Genomic DNA, 14,042 nt, shown 5'->3' on the forward strand with positions numbered 1-14,042 from the left:
CCCACGACCGACAGGGAGGAGCCAGTGCGGTGGACGGGTTTCCCGGCATAAAGCACCTGGCGTTGGGGATTGGGGGCTAGGGGCCCCCTTTGGGGTTGGGGGGCAATGGGGAGGTGGGGAGACAACCAACTACTAACTACTAACTACTAACAAATGACCAATGACAAATGACAAATGACCACTAACTACTAACCATCAACAACCAACAATCTTAAAAGTTAATCTAGTTGATTTCTGTAATTTTTAATGATAGTTTCAACTTTTTCTGTGAAAACAATTAAAAATAATATTATATGATGTTTCTATATTTTTAATGCTCATTGAGTATATATTTACTCAGCTATTATTTATTGAAACTCTGACTTTTCTCTTACTAAAATTTGGCAAATTTTTCAATAATTTGGGGATGAGTACTATCTACAAAAGTGAAATTCTCATTTTCTCTTTTAGCTTTTGACGTTTGACCTTTGACTTCTACAAATTGCTGACTGAGTACATCAATGCCAGCACCCTATGTTGAAAATGCGAGTCCCCATGCCTCAAAATACTAGCACCCATACCCCAAAATATTTTTTGAATACTGATTAAATGGGAATTATGGGCTTTGAGTACAAATTTAATTAATTTAATAATCTTGATCCGGCTGCAAACAACTCTTTTGCGAGAAGGCAGCTGCTATAAAACCTATAGGATTTACGCAGAGATTCCCCTCTACCCCCCCCTGCAAAGGGGGGGACTTCTTAAGCCCTCACAACCGTAAGTCAAATGAACTAAGATATGAGCGGTTTTGAATGTGTAAGTTCTCTTGTAAAGATTCAGTTTTGTTAACTCATATCTTGCACTTAGCCTTAATGCAAAGCTTATAGGTAAAGTCCGTTAAAACGGACTCAAACATATACACAGTAAGTTAAAGCTTACTTAAACTTTGAGCCAAGAAATTTATTGATTGGCAGTAAAAAAATTAGTGTAAGACCTGAGTAAAACAATAGTTACTGTTTACATGCTGCTTATTATCAGTTTTCACATTTGTACAGTCACTGATAACTGATTGGGCTTAACTTTTGGGTGTTCATACCTTAATTACTACACAGGGTCAATTCAGACAAAAAGATACTGTCTCACGGGGTGCATACTACCTAGCAAGGGAGAGCCAAAATGAGACTACAAATTTCTAAGTTTCTTACAGTTTGCTTACTGACTTTGATAGTGCTTTCACCTGAGCTAGTAGTAGTGAGTGTGGCTTGGGAACAACATATGCAGCTAGTCGAAATACAGCATTTATCCTGTAAAGTAGAGCAAATACAAACAGGTGTATTTCGTATTCTTGGTAGCCAAAATACAGATTTATTAACTCTTGAGCAAGAATGTCAAAATTTTACTCAAGATACAAATAACATCAAAATATTTGATACCAATTTTCTACATATTTTGCTCACTTACACTCAACTATATAAAATTGTTGATTTATTGAAATGGTTCTTTTTGTTATTTCCTATAGTTCTGGGAATATTCTTTTTTTTATACGACAGGTATCTAGTTTATCGGGCTGGAATTTTTCAACAACAAGTAGAAATGTTGGAAAGACTATGGCAGGAAAGTATTGAGAAATAAGGAATACACAATAAATTTATGACAATGACAGAAGAACGCCAAAATCTATACTTTGATTTGATTGATCAGTTACTTAGCTGTCCTAATGGTCAGGAACCAGAAGTTTTAGAATCTCAGCCAGAATTACTTGATGCAGGTTTAATACAAACAATGTTACAAGTTGCAGCAGTATTTGCACATCAAGGCAATGACGATGGAGCAAAGTTTCTAATTCATGTTGCTCGTGAATTATCTAAGCAGTTAGGGTTATATCCTGAAATTCCTGAAGTTCCAAATAAGGAGTAAAGATGTTATTGACTGCAACTGACGCAGGACAAATCGCTTTAGAGTTTCTCATGGCTGAGTGGAACGTTTTAGAAGCACATAGAGAGTGGTTTGTCATTGTTAATTCTCGTTTGATTGGCATGAGTTGGTACATTGTAGAAATAGCTGTGGAGGGATTTCCTGATCGGTGGTACATCCAAGTTTATGACACTGGAGAATGTGATCCAGACTATACATTTATCTCTCCAATTCGTGGCTCAGAAGGATATGCTGATTTGACAGATTTACCTAGTTTGGTAGCTGAGGTATTAGTATCAGAGCGCAATTTTCGTTAACAAGTAGAAATAAGAAATTAGAAATAAAAAAATATATATTGCTTGTGTGTTGTTATGTTTGTAGTGATTTTTACTAATCTCACTACAAACTTTTATTTTATGATGAATTATTTATTAAATTAAGTAGGGTGTGTTAGGCGCGTCTTTTAATATCATTTTTCACGAAGAAAATCATGTGAGTGCCTAACGCACCTCCATAACATGGTGCGTTAGGCTGAAGCCATAACGCACCGTACTGGTTTTTATTTTATGATAAATTATTTATTAAATAATTAGAATAGTTTTAATTTTAAATCACAATTAATTTTAGCTTTTATTCTATAATTTAGTCATCTTTACATGACTAAATCATGCTATATTAATAATGTGATAAACCCTAAAAAATAGTGCATGGTTGCTGACTTAATTGACCAGTTGAAAGCATATTAAGAATGAAGCATGAAGTATTAAATTTCATCCTTCATCCCTAATTATGCCTCTTGCCTGATTGCAATAGGTTTTGTCATGATTAGAGAAGATATATTATCCAAAGAATATGTGAGGATCGCCAAAAAATATTATCCCAAAGTCGGAGAATTGTTAGATGACTGTTATGTCAAAGTCATCACCAATTATTGGGGGCGACCTCCTAAACGTTTGCGCTACATAGGGATTTATTGTTCTGGTGAAATGATGCCCCGTGTGCAAGCCCACAAAGAAGTACTCCGAGATTTAGCAGAGAACATGGGGTTAGTTCAGGTAGTCTTTCTAAATGCCTCGCGACTATTACGTGATCCCATGTCGAAAATCAAGCAAGCAGATCCGCGCTTGTGGTTAGATTTGCATTGGGTAGCAATGTCAGAATAATAGCGATCGCAATGAGAACTGGAATTTTCTGCAATTACGAAAACTATCATCAAGACGCCCATCGCGCTATTACTGAACAAGTTGCGATGGTAAAACACTGCGAAAATTTAGGTTTTGATGATGCTTGGGTAACAGAACATCACTTTAACGAATTCAATCTCAGTCCCTCAATCTTAGTATTGATGGCACACCTAGCGGGGGTGACTTCCAAAATTCGCTTAGGTTCGGCGGCGGTATTATTGGCGTTTCACAACCCCATCCGGGTAGCAGAAGACATCGCCACACTCGATCACCTCAGTGGTGGACGACTAGCTTTTGGCATAGCCAAAGGTGGGCCTTTCCCTGAACACAACAGACATTTTGCCACACCTATGGGCGAATCTCGTGCCAAAGCATTAGAGGCGATGACATTAATTCACAAACTTTTGTATGAAACAGATGTATCGTTTCAGGGGAATTACTATCATTGCGATCGCATCACAATTTACCCCAAACCTTTGCAGAAACAGATACCTGTGTATATTGCCAGTGGTGATGACGAGGGGATAACCTTTGCCGCCAAACATTCTTTTAGTTTAATGGGGGGGCCACCCTTTTCCCTGGAGAGATTGAAAACCACTGTTGCCAAATATCGGGCATTAAATTCCAGTGGTTCCGAGAAACTGATGTTGGCACGCTTCTTTTTTGTTGGTAAAACCTATGATCAAGCAGTGAGTGAGGCTTTACCTTTTATCCGCAAATTCAGCCAAAAAATGCAAGCCAATGCTGCTGTCGTTATGCAAAATCACGGCAACCAACATCAAAAGCCTTTTGATCGTCACAATATTTGTTTTGAAGAAGACTACCTAATAGAGAACTCAATTATTGGGGACGTAGCAACTTGCCGCGACAAAATCAAAAGATTTCAGGATGAATTAAATATAGATGCACTGGCACTCAAACCCTCAGCTTTTGATTGGCAACAAAATCTCGAAAGTTTAACCCGCTATAACCAAGAAGTGCGAAGTTATGTGTAACGTTTGTTGGTTGTTGATAGTTGATTGCTGGTAGGTAAAAACCAAACAACAAACAACTATCAACCATCAACAAATTTTGAATCAAGGGCTAGTATCATGAAAAAACCCTTCTTACCTCCAGATGACATGCCACCCAACGAAGTGACGCCACAGGATAGAATGCTGTATCTGGAACTAGAACAGTCAGTTGGTGCGTGCTTTTTTCAAGCGTGCGATCGCATCACACAAGTATTATTATCTAGTTGTCAGTGGTATCTCACGACCAAAGACGGTAGCCTGAAATTAGTAATTGACTGCCCAGATATAGTTACTTATTGGCATATCGTCAATAATATTCCCCAACTAGGAAGCAAGCTAGAAAAATTTAATCATAACGCGAATATTCGTGTCTATCCTCCCTTTGGTAAAGGGATGCCCTTTGAAATTAGTGTCAATGAAATCTCAGCTTATCGAGATTGGCTTTAACAGTTATCAGTCATCAGTGATCAGTTATCAGTTTTATCGCCTAAATGATAACGGGCTAGAAGCCCATTTCACCAGAATAATTTTTAATTGGTGAAGTGGGTGCTTGCCCGTTCAATATTATTAGACCCTCTTTCACTTCAATTTCTTTCTTGAGGGATCTTTCTGACGAGATTGTTAAAAGATGAATTTAGGCAGGAATGACTTGAAGAATTAGTGAACGTTTATCAAGCGACTGGACTTTACCCACTGAAGTGAGGTCATTGACAATGCGGTCTAGTAATTTTCCAGCTTGATCACGATATTGATGTTCTCGACCTCGTAAACGAATAGCAAATTTTACTGAATCGCCTTTACTCAACCACTGAGTTGCTTGAGTGATGCGTAAATTGTAGTCAGCCGTACCCACATTTGGACGGAATCGTACTTCCTTGACCGTGGGTCTAGCACTTTGGCTTTGACGCTTTTTCTTTTGATACTGAAGCTTACCATAGTTAAGAATCTTCGCCACAGGAGTATCTTTATCTTGGGAGACTATAACCAGATCAAGATCCACACTCTGGGCTAACTCTAGAGCTTCACGGGTGTCAACAAGACCACGATTGTTATTCTCGTGATCAATCAAGAAGACTTGAGGTGACTTGATTTGGGAGTTAATTAATTGTTTTTGGACTACGATAATAGTTTCCTCTCAATTTTTCAAGAGTTTTGCTTTGCAAGTAATACTAAGGTAACACAACGTTAACTATGAATAGTCATAGTTTATATCTGTCTTGAAAATAGGGAACTCTTAACTCTTAACTCTTAACAGGAAAGAGTTATTTTCATACCCTGCTTGTGTGATTGATCACATGAGTGTCTGTCTTGAAAATAAAAATTGGGGATTAACTTAGCAGCAAACGCATGATCCATCTGTGTTAATCGCCTTGCACTGTGTATCCTACCTTAAGCCGCGCTTGGGCGCGTCTACGTTTAATTCATCTTCTCATTGTGGGCAATTGCCCCTGGGGGTCTTGCATCAAGGCGTAAACTAAAGTTTCGACTAAAGTCCAAATTTTGTATCAAAAAGGCTCAAGCATTCCTGCCTGAGCCGCTACTAAATGCAATTAATTTGCTGAATTTGGTTAGCTTCAACAGCTAAATGTATATCAAGATTTCGGATTAGTAGCGGTTACGGAAGTTGCTTCCTCTATTACCACCAAACGAACCTCTGTTTTCTCTGGGTTTAGCTTTATTGACTTTGAGGTCGCGTCCCATCCACTCAGCGCCATCAAGAGCTTCAATGGCAGCGGATTCTTCAGCTTCTGTGCCCATTTCCACAAAAGCAAACCCACGGAAACGTCCTGTCTCACGGTCAGTAGGTAGCTGAACCCGCTTTACAGAACCATATTCTGCAAAAACAGCATTCAGACTATCTTCTGTAACATCGTAAGAAAGATTGCCTACATAAATTGACATAGATTTTCTCCAAAACCATTCGCTGTGTAGAGATGAGCGATTTCGGAGAAAAGTCTGCCAATACCAAAAGGAAAAAACCCATCAATACTAAAAACAAACACGGTCGCCGAATGAACTCTCACCTTAACTAGGATGACATAGCAACCAAGATATTGGCAGCAAAGTTGGAAAAACTGTTACAAAAAGATATATTAACAATTGATAACTAAGTATAACGATTGTCAATTCATAACATTCTAATTAAATCAGCAAAGCCATAAAAACTAACAATTAATAATAGTAATGCTGTCAATTGGGTAACTCGCGTCTGAGGAGAGGGAGCGATCGCTTCTCGGACTAAGATAGAAATTGATGCACCAACCACAAAACTTAAACCCAACACCATATAAGGAATTTCGGTTGGTACAAGACTAGAAATTGTCAACATGGCAATTGCTAGCGTTAACATTAACAGTTCTACAAACCGGGGTGGGTTGTATTGGCTAGATAAAATTAAGGTGTTTAACCAAAAGCGCCAGCTTCTCATCACAAATCCACCATCTTTGACATATTTGTTCTTTGTTGATGGTTGGTTGTTGTTTGTAACAACCAACCATCAACAAAGAACCAGCAACAATGAATTAACGAACACCTGCTTTCAATTGACCAGTACCATTTGTTTGTGCGGTGTCTTCTGAGAGTTCTACTCCAAAGACACGTGCAAAAGCTTTGTCAACTTTATAACCAGAATCAATCGATTCTAAGGGATCTTTCCTAAGCCTGTGACGTAAACATAGTACAATCACGCGACGGATATCATCAACAGTCACCTCGGTACGCCCTTCAAAGGCTGTTAAAGCTTTAGCGGCGCGGTTGGTAACAATATCACCCCGTAAACCATCGACATCAAGTTCAGAACATACTTCCGAAATTTTCACCCGCAAGTCGTAGTCAATATTAACTGAGGGCAAAAGTTCTTGGGCTTTGATAATGCGCTGTTGTAATTCCTGTTGCTGGGGCTGATACTTTTCTACAAAAGCCAGGGGATTTTGGTCAAATTCGGCCCGTTGTTCCACAATTTGCACTCTGAGTGCTGGATCTTTGACAGTGTGAATTTCGGCGTGCATCCCGAAGCGATCGAGTAACTGGGGACGTAGTTCACCTTCTTCTGGATTACCGGAACCAACCAGAACAAAACGGGCTGGGTGACGGATAGAAATACCTTCCCGTTCTACTGTGTTCCAACCGCTAGCAGCAGAGTCCAGCAGGACGTCTACCAGGTGATCGTCAAGCAAGTTTACCTCATCCACATAGAGAATGCCCCGGTTGGCCTTTGCTAAAAGTCCTGGTTCAAAGGCTTTGACACCTTCAGATAGAGCTTTTTCAATATCGATAGTGCCACAAACCCGATCTTCTGTAGCGCCCAGTGGCAAATCAACCATTTGGACTTTCTTATGTTCGATGGGAATTTCATCGCCAGTTTCTAGTTTTTGGCGAATTTCATCACTCATCAAATCAGGATCACTGGGGTGGCTATTGAAAGGATCATTCGCAACCACGGGAATTTCTGGCAGTAAGTCAGCCAGCGCCCGAATAGTTGTGGATTTGCCTGTACCGCGATCGCCCATAATCATCACACCACCAATTTTCGGGTCAATCACGTTCAATATCAGAGCCAGTTTCATTTCTTCCTGGCCTACAATTGCCGTAAACGGAAATACCACACGACGCGCAACAGCTGTTGGACTCACTAAACTACCTTTATCAATATTTTTATTTATTACCGTTTTTTATTGTGCCATAGATGGGTAATCGGGAGATGGGGAGATGGGGAGGTGGGGAACTCGGGGTCCCCACTCCCCCAAGGGAGTGGGGATTAGGGGCAGTGGGGAGGTGGGGAGTGGGAGGAAAAACAATAGTAACCAACAATCACCAACTAACTACCAACAATCACCAACCAACTACCAACTACCAACAACCAACAACAAACAACCACTAACAACCAACAACTTAATTTGATGTTAGGATCTTTTAGTTACTACTGTTGTCTGGCTGTTGATGAATAAACTATTGGATGAAGCGCTGTCTATTGATATTGCTGCTCGCATCAAAAGCAAGGCTAAAAAACCGTTTGATAATGCTTATAAAGCTGCATTAGCGACGGAGGGAGCTATTTACGTCCAAGGATTTTTAGCTACCAAGGGTAAACCTTATCAACCGATGGAGTACGCTTGGATTGAGTTGAGCGATCGCATTGTCGATCCCACCTTACCTCATCACCGTAAAAATGTAGAAGAACTTTGGTATTTTCCAGCACAATCATTCACAGTAGTAAAACTGAAAGCTATCATCGAAGAATCCCAAGAAGATTATCCGGAAGACGACCCACTGCCAGTTTATGGCGACGCACCTTATGAGTATTACGGTGACGTAATGTTGGGTGGTAAAGATTACTTACAAGCCTTTCAAGCCGCAGAAGCTAAGTGTAGAGAAGTAAATAAGTCAATTGCTGAGAACAACTGAATGAAGGATGATAAGTTATGAAGGATGAAGTATGAAGAAGTAGTCTATCTTTCTGCCTCCTGCCTTCTGCATAGCTGCCTTCTAATCAATTCGACTTGCCATCACTGCCAAAATACTCCCGGTAGCTGCAAATTTTGTTGCCACGCACATCAAAGGAAACCGCTACCCGATTTTTATATGGTTCTCCAAATAACATTCCTTCATCTCGGAATTCAAACACAACCGTTGTTTCATTGGTGGTAACACGGTCTAATGAAGTTATTTTCAGTCCAGGACTAAAAGCCTGTGTAACGTATTGAAAAAACTCTTGCGCTCGTTGTTTACCCACATTCAACCCGTGGAACTTCCCCATCGGAAACCAAAAAGTAAAGTCTTCTGTGAGCATATCCAAAAACTGTTTCCAATCACCAGTTTCTAAACCATGTTGAAAGAATGCAAATGCTTGACGACCAACTTTTAAAGTATTTTCTAACTCTTGGCTCATAATCATCACCAACCAAATTTAACTATTTGCGATCGTCAAACAAAACCTGAAAGTGCTTAACAGTCGGCTCTAGTTCTAAAAGATACTCCTTATCTCAGGGAAGATGCCGAGTCTTTTCAATATCATTACCTGCAAACTTCCGAATTGCGTCTAGCGACTCCCAGTAAGATATAACAGTAAACACCGTAATATTACCGTTAGTACGGCGAAAAACTTGCACTCCTAAATTTCCAGGAATCGACTCAATTTTTTTGATACCAGCTTCCATAAGATAAGCATAATACTCATCTGCCTTGGAAGTCAGCGTTCTACCCTGCCAGAACCGTGCGATCGCTGTTTTAGTTCGAGAAGGAGTATTATTTGTCTGGGCAATCACTGGCAAATGCCTAAGCTGTGCTAAAAAAGTAAAGGATAAACCACCTAGCAATACCCCCAGTGCAAAAAAGATACCAAGATATTTATCCCGTTTCATAGCTGTAAAAAAGTGCTTGTGAAACAAGGATATCTCGGTCTCCTGCAAACACTGACTTAAAATTTCAAAAAATTAAAATATTAACCATAAAAAACTCTGCGTCCCCACCGAAGCTTTGATCGCCCCAAACCCTAGCTCAAACTTCTCTCTGCGCTTACCTTTGCGCCCCTCCGCGTTTAAAAAAGCTTCTAAATAACATCCAAAACAGCCTTACCAAACCGATTGCACTCAACCACATTTCCTTGGCTAGTAACCTCTACATCGTCTACCCAAGCCTGTTTTAGTTCAACTCCGTGTAGATGCAGTTGCACCCTGTCGTAGGGAAAAGCATATTCTCCCTGATTATGCGCCTCGCGATGCTCACCGCCTCTGCCTTCCATACAATGACGTGTGACTTTTGGTAAAGAGCGATCGCCTTTAGCAACGAATACTGCTGGCTCATTCATATCGTGCCAGAATCCTGCTACACCAACATCCAATAAGTATGCGTACTGCCGACTCCACCAGCTACGCACCTTGGGATTGGTAAAATCTGGGAACGCACACCAACCAGGCCACACAGGAGCGATCGCCCATGCAACAATTTCTCATCGGTATGCGAGAAAGCATTTCTAATTAAAAATCAGTCTTTAAGGGGCTTTTTTAGGAGAAAAAAATCACTATTTTGAAGAATTAAGGTCAGCACAATCGCTGAAAATAGGGAAACAGCAAACATCTGGAGGGTGCCACAGTGCGTTTCGGGCAATTACTCGGCTTTCTCGCTCTTGTGATCTCGCTTTATATTTTGTGGCAAATTCGGCAAATCGTTTTGCTAGTCTTTGCAGCAGTAGTTTTAGCAACAGTCCTCAGTCAAATGGTGCAATTTTTCCAAAGATTTCGCATTCAGCGAGGCTTTGCAGTAACCATATCAGTTGTAATTGTACTAGTCATTTTAATAGGTTTTTTCGCGTTGATTGTGCCGCGTATTATTGACCAATTACAACAATTCGCTAATCTCATGCCGATAACATTAGAACGGTTACGAACATGGAATAACTGGTTACAAAATGTAATTCCAGAGCAACTGTTAGAAAATATTCGTGGGCTTAGGTATCTCACTCAAGGTTTGCAAACTTGGTTAAATCAGCTGATTAACAACTTTTTTTCTTTGGTGAGGAGTTCGCTTTCTATTGTTTTGGGATTGTTGCTATTTTTAGCTCTGACAATTATGTTTTTGATTAATCCATTGCCGTATCGGCAAGGATTTATCATGCTATTTCCAGCTTTCTACCGCCGACGAGTTGATGAAATTCTTAGTCAATGTGCAACAGCTTTAACTGGCTGGGTAAAAGGCACACTCTTAACAATGTCAATTATTGCAATTTTAAGCTATGTTGGATTACTAATTTTGAGAGTTCCATTGCCACTGGTTAATGCTGCTTTAGCTGGAATATTAGAGTTTATCCCAAATGTGGGGCCAACTTTGAGCGTCATTCCACCTACGCTACTTGCTCTGGGTGATGCTCCTTGGAAAGCAGCCGCAGTGATAGCGTTGTATTTTGTAATTCAACAAATCGAAAGTTTAATTGTTGTACCTTTAGTAATGAAAAGTCAGGTATCTCTGCTGCCAGCAGTTACCTTATTGGCGGTAGTATTTTTTGGTAGCTTTTTTGGATTTTTAGGAATATTTCTTGCTGTTCCCCTAGTAATTGTGTTCCAAATTTGGATCAAAGAAGTTTTGGTTAATGATATACTCAATCACTGGCAATCAAGTAAAGAAATATAGTAGAAAACAGCAGACATTAACTAGTAATATTTAGCTTACTTTCGCTTCTCACGGTGAAATTTCTATTTAATTGCTAGGGGTAGCGTAAACCAGAAACTTACTCCACACTTAGGGTTACTATTAACGCCTATTTCACCTCCGTGTGCCTTGATAAGTTGTCGAGACAGATACATCTTTAAGCCAATACCTGTAGAAAAACGCGCTTGTGGCTCCTGGACATATAACTCGAATAAGCGATCGCATTCTACTTTACTCATGTGAGTACCGTTAAATTGAATGGTACAACGAATCATGTCAGCTTCTACTTTGGCAGTCAGTTGTAAATCGAGTCCCGGTGGATTACTTTGAAGAATATAAGTAAATAAATTAACAAAAAAATTATGTAATTTTACAGAGTCAGCAGTCACTAATGGTAAATCTTCAGCAACCAATGTTTTTAATTGCGACTGATTCTGCCTCAACATTGGCTCTACATTTTTGATTACTTCTTCAATAAATGTATGAAACTGGATTATTTCTTGGTTAAGAATAATTCCCTCTACTTCAGTTGAATGTATTTCCAGTAATGAGTCAATCATTCGCAGTTGCCGATCATTGCCTTGAATCATGCGTTCGATAATTGAACGAGGAATGGGGATGGGGGAGGTGGGGAGATGGGCAACTCGGGGCCCCCACTCCCCCAAGGGAGTGGGGATTAGGGGCAGTGGGGAGGTGGGGGGAGTAGGGGGAGTGTGAGGAGTAGGGGGAGTGTGAGGAGTAGGGGGAGTGTGAGGAGTGGGGGGAGATGACGAAGAAAGATTGCTCCCTTGTCCCTCTTGTCCCCAGTCCCCCTCCAGTTCCCCACTTTTAAGTAAATTATTCAGCACCATCAAATTACCCATCACCGTAGTGCGCAAATCATGAGAAACTGCGTGTAAGAATACGTCTTTGACTCGGTTAATTTCTTGCAATTCTTGCATTTTCTGCTGTAATTGAGCAGTGCGTTCTTCCACCTGCCGTTCTAGATTATTGTTGAGTTGTTCTAGTTCTTGGTAGAGTTGCGCTTGCTGGATAGCAATTGCTAGTTGCTCTGAAATCTGCTGGAGTAAATCAATTTCGATTTGTTGCCAACAGCGTGGTTTAGCACAAGAGTTAGCAATTAACGCTCCAAACAATTCTTTACCTAGCATAATTGGTACAGCCAAGCTAGCTTTAGTTTGAAATTGCTGATAGAGTGCTGCTAAGTGGGGAGAAACTGTCGTTTGAGTGATGTCTTCAACTACACGTACCCTATCTGTCAAAAGTTTTGTTCTTAATTCTTGCAAAAGAGTTTCATCTTTTTTCTTCCAATTCAGTACAGATGGATATTGTGGATTTACCGACTCGGCAATCATTTTGAATAAATCACAGCTATCATTGAGGGCAATAAATACCCTATCTGCTTGCAAAAATTGCCGAACTTCGTTGACAGTAGTTTGCAAAATTTCGTTTAAGTTAAGGGATTGACGAATTCGCATTAATGTTTTTGTCAACAAGCGATCGCGTTGAGAAGATAGGCGTAATAATTCCTCTGTTTGTTTACGCTCAGTGATATCGTGGCTGACTGCAAGTAGGCAGGGGATACCATCTAACTCAATGACTTCTGCCGCAACTTGTACTAAAATAATCTCGCCAGACTTTTTACGAAATTTAATTTCTTGGTTACGAATAGATCCTTGAGCTTCTAACTTTTGTAGTAATTTTGTGCGATCGCTTGGGTTTACCCAAATGTTCAACTCAAAAGCAGTACGTCCAAGGACTTCTGAAGCTTGATAACCACTAAGTTGGACAAAACTATCGTTAACTTCTATGTAGCGTCCTTCTTTAAGTGTACTAATTGTGATTGGATCAGGACTGCAACGAAAAGCTTTAGAAAATTTTTGTGCCAAACTTTGCAAGGCAATTTCTGCTTGTTTGGGTTCTGTAATATCGCGAACAATTGCTAAGACTTCGTTTTCACCACTTTTGACTAATCGCGCCTGATAATCTCGCACTCCCCAAGGTGTTGATAGTTGGTATTCACAAACTTGTAAAGTGTTAGTAGCCAAAGTTTTAGCGATCGCTTCTTGCTTGATCAAAGCTACATTGGCAGGCAAGATTTCCCACAATTTTTTACCGACAATCTCTTTTGTTGTATACTCGCCTTTGAAATCTAAATACTCTCCATCACGGCTGATACAAAACATCGTATCAGGGATAGCATTGACAATCGCCTGATAGCGCGCCTCAGCCTGAAGCAATTTTTCCTCCCTGAACTTTCGGTTTGTAATTTTCATCAGCAACCCATCCCAGGTAAACAATTAAAAATAAAAAATTAAAAATTAAAAATTGGAAAATTCTGTGATTTTGGTTATTTCTACAAGTAAATCTACTTTCTTAATCTTGGACTAGAAACTAGTACCAATTTAAAAAATGATTACGAAAGATGGATTAATATCAGTCCAGATACACAAAGCAATTCCCGATCCGTCTTGAAAAGCTTTAAAGTTTCCTCCAGGACGTTAGTCTACGATAATCCAGGCTTTGTCCGTCTAAGTCTGGACGCAAAGCCTCTACAAACTTTTCGTAAAATCCAAAATGATATAAAACCAGCCTGTTATTTATCTACTCTTCTACATTTCAGCGTAGATTTTCCTGAGTGCGATCGGATTCACCCTTTTGGGTGAATCACTTGTGTGAGGATGATTCGACTTCTTGCAACAGTCGAATTAACCCGCTTGTGTTTCTGGAGTGGGGAGTGTGGGAAGGTGGGGAGGTGGGGTGATGGGGTGATGGGGTGATGGGGTGATGGGGTGATGGGGTGATGGGA

General features: G+C 40.1%; 17 protein-coding genes. 9 read left to right on the plus strand and 8 right to left on the minus strand.

Annotation, left to right across the window (positions count from 1 at the left end):
* The first annotated feature begins 1,155 nt into the window (after window positions 1-1,155).
* The 6 genes from UYI_RS0121975 to UYI_RS0122000 all read left to right on the plus strand — a co-directional run bounded on the left by UYI_RS0121975 (window position 1,156) and on the right by UYI_RS0122000 (window position 4,537).
* Window positions 1,156-1,611, plus strand: coding sequence for a hypothetical protein (locus tag UYI_RS0121975; RefSeq protein ID WP_016868833.1), 456 nt, complete (start codon window positions 1,156-1,158; stop codon window positions 1,609-1,611).
* 18 nt (window positions 1,612-1,629) lie between these two features.
* Window positions 1,630-1,896, plus strand: coding sequence for a hypothetical protein (locus UYI_RS0121980; RefSeq protein WP_016868834.1), 267 nt, complete (start codon window positions 1,630-1,632; stop codon window positions 1,894-1,896).
* 2 nt (window positions 1,897-1,898) lie between these two features.
* Window positions 1,899-2,210, plus strand: a complete 312-nt coding sequence (locus UYI_RS0121985) for a hypothetical protein (RefSeq protein WP_016868835.1) — start codon at window positions 1,899-1,901, stop codon at window positions 2,208-2,210.
* Between the two features lie 504 nt (window positions 2,211-2,714).
* On the plus strand, window positions 2,715-3,056 hold the full coding sequence (locus UYI_RS0121990; protein ID WP_016868836.1) for a hypothetical protein: 342 nt from the start codon (window positions 2,715-2,717) through the stop codon (window positions 3,054-3,056).
* Window positions 3,057-3,067: 11 nt separating this feature from the next.
* A complete protein-coding gene (locus UYI_RS0121995) occupies window positions 3,068-4,072 on the plus strand; it encodes an LLM class flavin-dependent oxidoreductase (RefSeq protein ID WP_016868837.1) in 1,005 nt (334 codons plus the stop codon).
* A 96-nt stretch (window positions 4,073-4,168) separates the two neighbouring features.
* Window positions 4,169-4,537: a hypothetical protein gene (locus UYI_RS0122000; protein ID WP_016868838.1), complete on the plus strand. Its 369-nt coding sequence runs from the start codon at window positions 4,169-4,171 to the stop codon at window positions 4,535-4,537.
* A 187-nt stretch (window positions 4,538-4,724) separates the two neighbouring features.
* Here UYI_RS0122000 and infC read toward each other — a convergent pair whose 3' ends face one another.
* The 4 genes from infC to bchI all read right to left on the minus strand — a co-directional run bounded on the left by infC (window position 4,725) and on the right by bchI (window position 7,722).
* Window positions 4,725-5,216: a translation initiation factor IF-3 gene (gene infC, locus UYI_RS0122005; protein ID WP_081589252.1), complete on the minus strand. Its 492-nt coding sequence runs from the start codon at window positions 5,214-5,216 to the stop codon at window positions 4,725-4,727.
* Between the two features lie 479 nt (window positions 5,217-5,695).
* The gene (locus tag UYI_RS0122010; protein WP_016868840.1) at window positions 5,696-5,992 is read right to left on the minus strand and encodes an RNA recognition motif domain-containing protein; all 297 of its coding nucleotides are present in this window, start codon (window positions 5,990-5,992) and stop codon (window positions 5,696-5,698) included.
* 226 nt (window positions 5,993-6,218) lie between these two features.
* Window positions 6,219-6,518, minus strand: coding sequence for a hypothetical protein (locus UYI_RS0122015; protein ID WP_026086104.1), 300 nt, complete (start codon window positions 6,516-6,518; stop codon window positions 6,219-6,221).
* A 94-nt stretch (window positions 6,519-6,612) separates the two neighbouring features.
* Complete coding sequence (gene bchI, locus UYI_RS0122020; protein WP_016868842.1) at window positions 6,613-7,722, minus strand: magnesium chelatase ATPase subunit I; 1,110 nt, start codon at window positions 7,720-7,722, stop codon at window positions 6,613-6,615.
* 53 nt (window positions 7,723-7,775) lie between these two features.
* Between bchI and UYI_RS37745 the strand changes: the two genes are divergently transcribed.
* Window positions 7,776-7,970, plus strand: a complete 195-nt coding sequence (locus UYI_RS37745; protein WP_102205775.1) for a hypothetical protein — start codon at window positions 7,776-7,778, stop codon at window positions 7,968-7,970.
* Between the two features lie 59 nt (window positions 7,971-8,029).
* Entirely contained in the window at window positions 8,030-8,494 is a 465-nt protein-coding gene (locus UYI_RS0122030; protein ID WP_016868845.1) for a hypothetical protein, read from the plus strand.
* Between the two features lie 85 nt (window positions 8,495-8,579).
* Here the strand turns inward: UYI_RS0122030 and UYI_RS0122035 are convergent, their stop codons facing one another.
* From UYI_RS0122035 to UYI_RS40250, 3 genes are all read right to left on the minus strand, one after another.
* Window positions 8,580-8,978: a nuclear transport factor 2 family protein gene (locus UYI_RS0122035; protein ID WP_016868846.1), complete on the minus strand. Its 399-nt coding sequence runs from the start codon at window positions 8,976-8,978 to the stop codon at window positions 8,580-8,582.
* 94 nt (window positions 8,979-9,072) lie between these two features.
* Complete coding sequence (locus UYI_RS33140) at window positions 9,073-9,450, minus strand: antibiotic biosynthesis monooxygenase family protein (RefSeq protein WP_051035575.1); 378 nt, start codon at window positions 9,448-9,450, stop codon at window positions 9,073-9,075.
* 188 nt (window positions 9,451-9,638) lie between these two features.
* Window positions 9,639-10,010: a TIM-barrel domain-containing protein gene (locus UYI_RS40250; RefSeq protein WP_016868848.1), complete on the minus strand. Its 372-nt coding sequence runs from the start codon at window positions 10,008-10,010 to the stop codon at window positions 9,639-9,641.
* 170 nt (window positions 10,011-10,180) lie between these two features.
* Between UYI_RS40250 and UYI_RS0122050 the strand changes: the two genes are divergently transcribed.
* On the plus strand, window positions 10,181-11,215 hold the full coding sequence (locus UYI_RS0122050) for an AI-2E family transporter (protein WP_016868849.1): 1,035 nt from the start codon (window positions 10,181-10,183) through the stop codon (window positions 11,213-11,215).
* A gap of 62 nt (window positions 11,216-11,277) precedes the next feature.
* On the opposite strand, the gene UYI_RS0122055 is transcribed toward UYI_RS0122050, so the two are convergent.
* On the minus strand, window positions 11,278-13,509 hold the full coding sequence (locus UYI_RS0122055) for a sensor histidine kinase (protein WP_016868850.1): 2,232 nt from the start codon (window positions 13,507-13,509) through the stop codon (window positions 11,278-11,280).
* Window positions 13,510-14,042: the final 533 nt, after the last annotated feature.

Origin of the sequence: Fischerella muscicola PCC 7414, from assembly GCF_000317205.1 — a bacterium.
Taxonomy (GTDB): Bacteria; Cyanobacteriota; Cyanobacteriia; order Cyanobacteriales; family Nostocaceae; genus Fischerella; species Fischerella muscicola.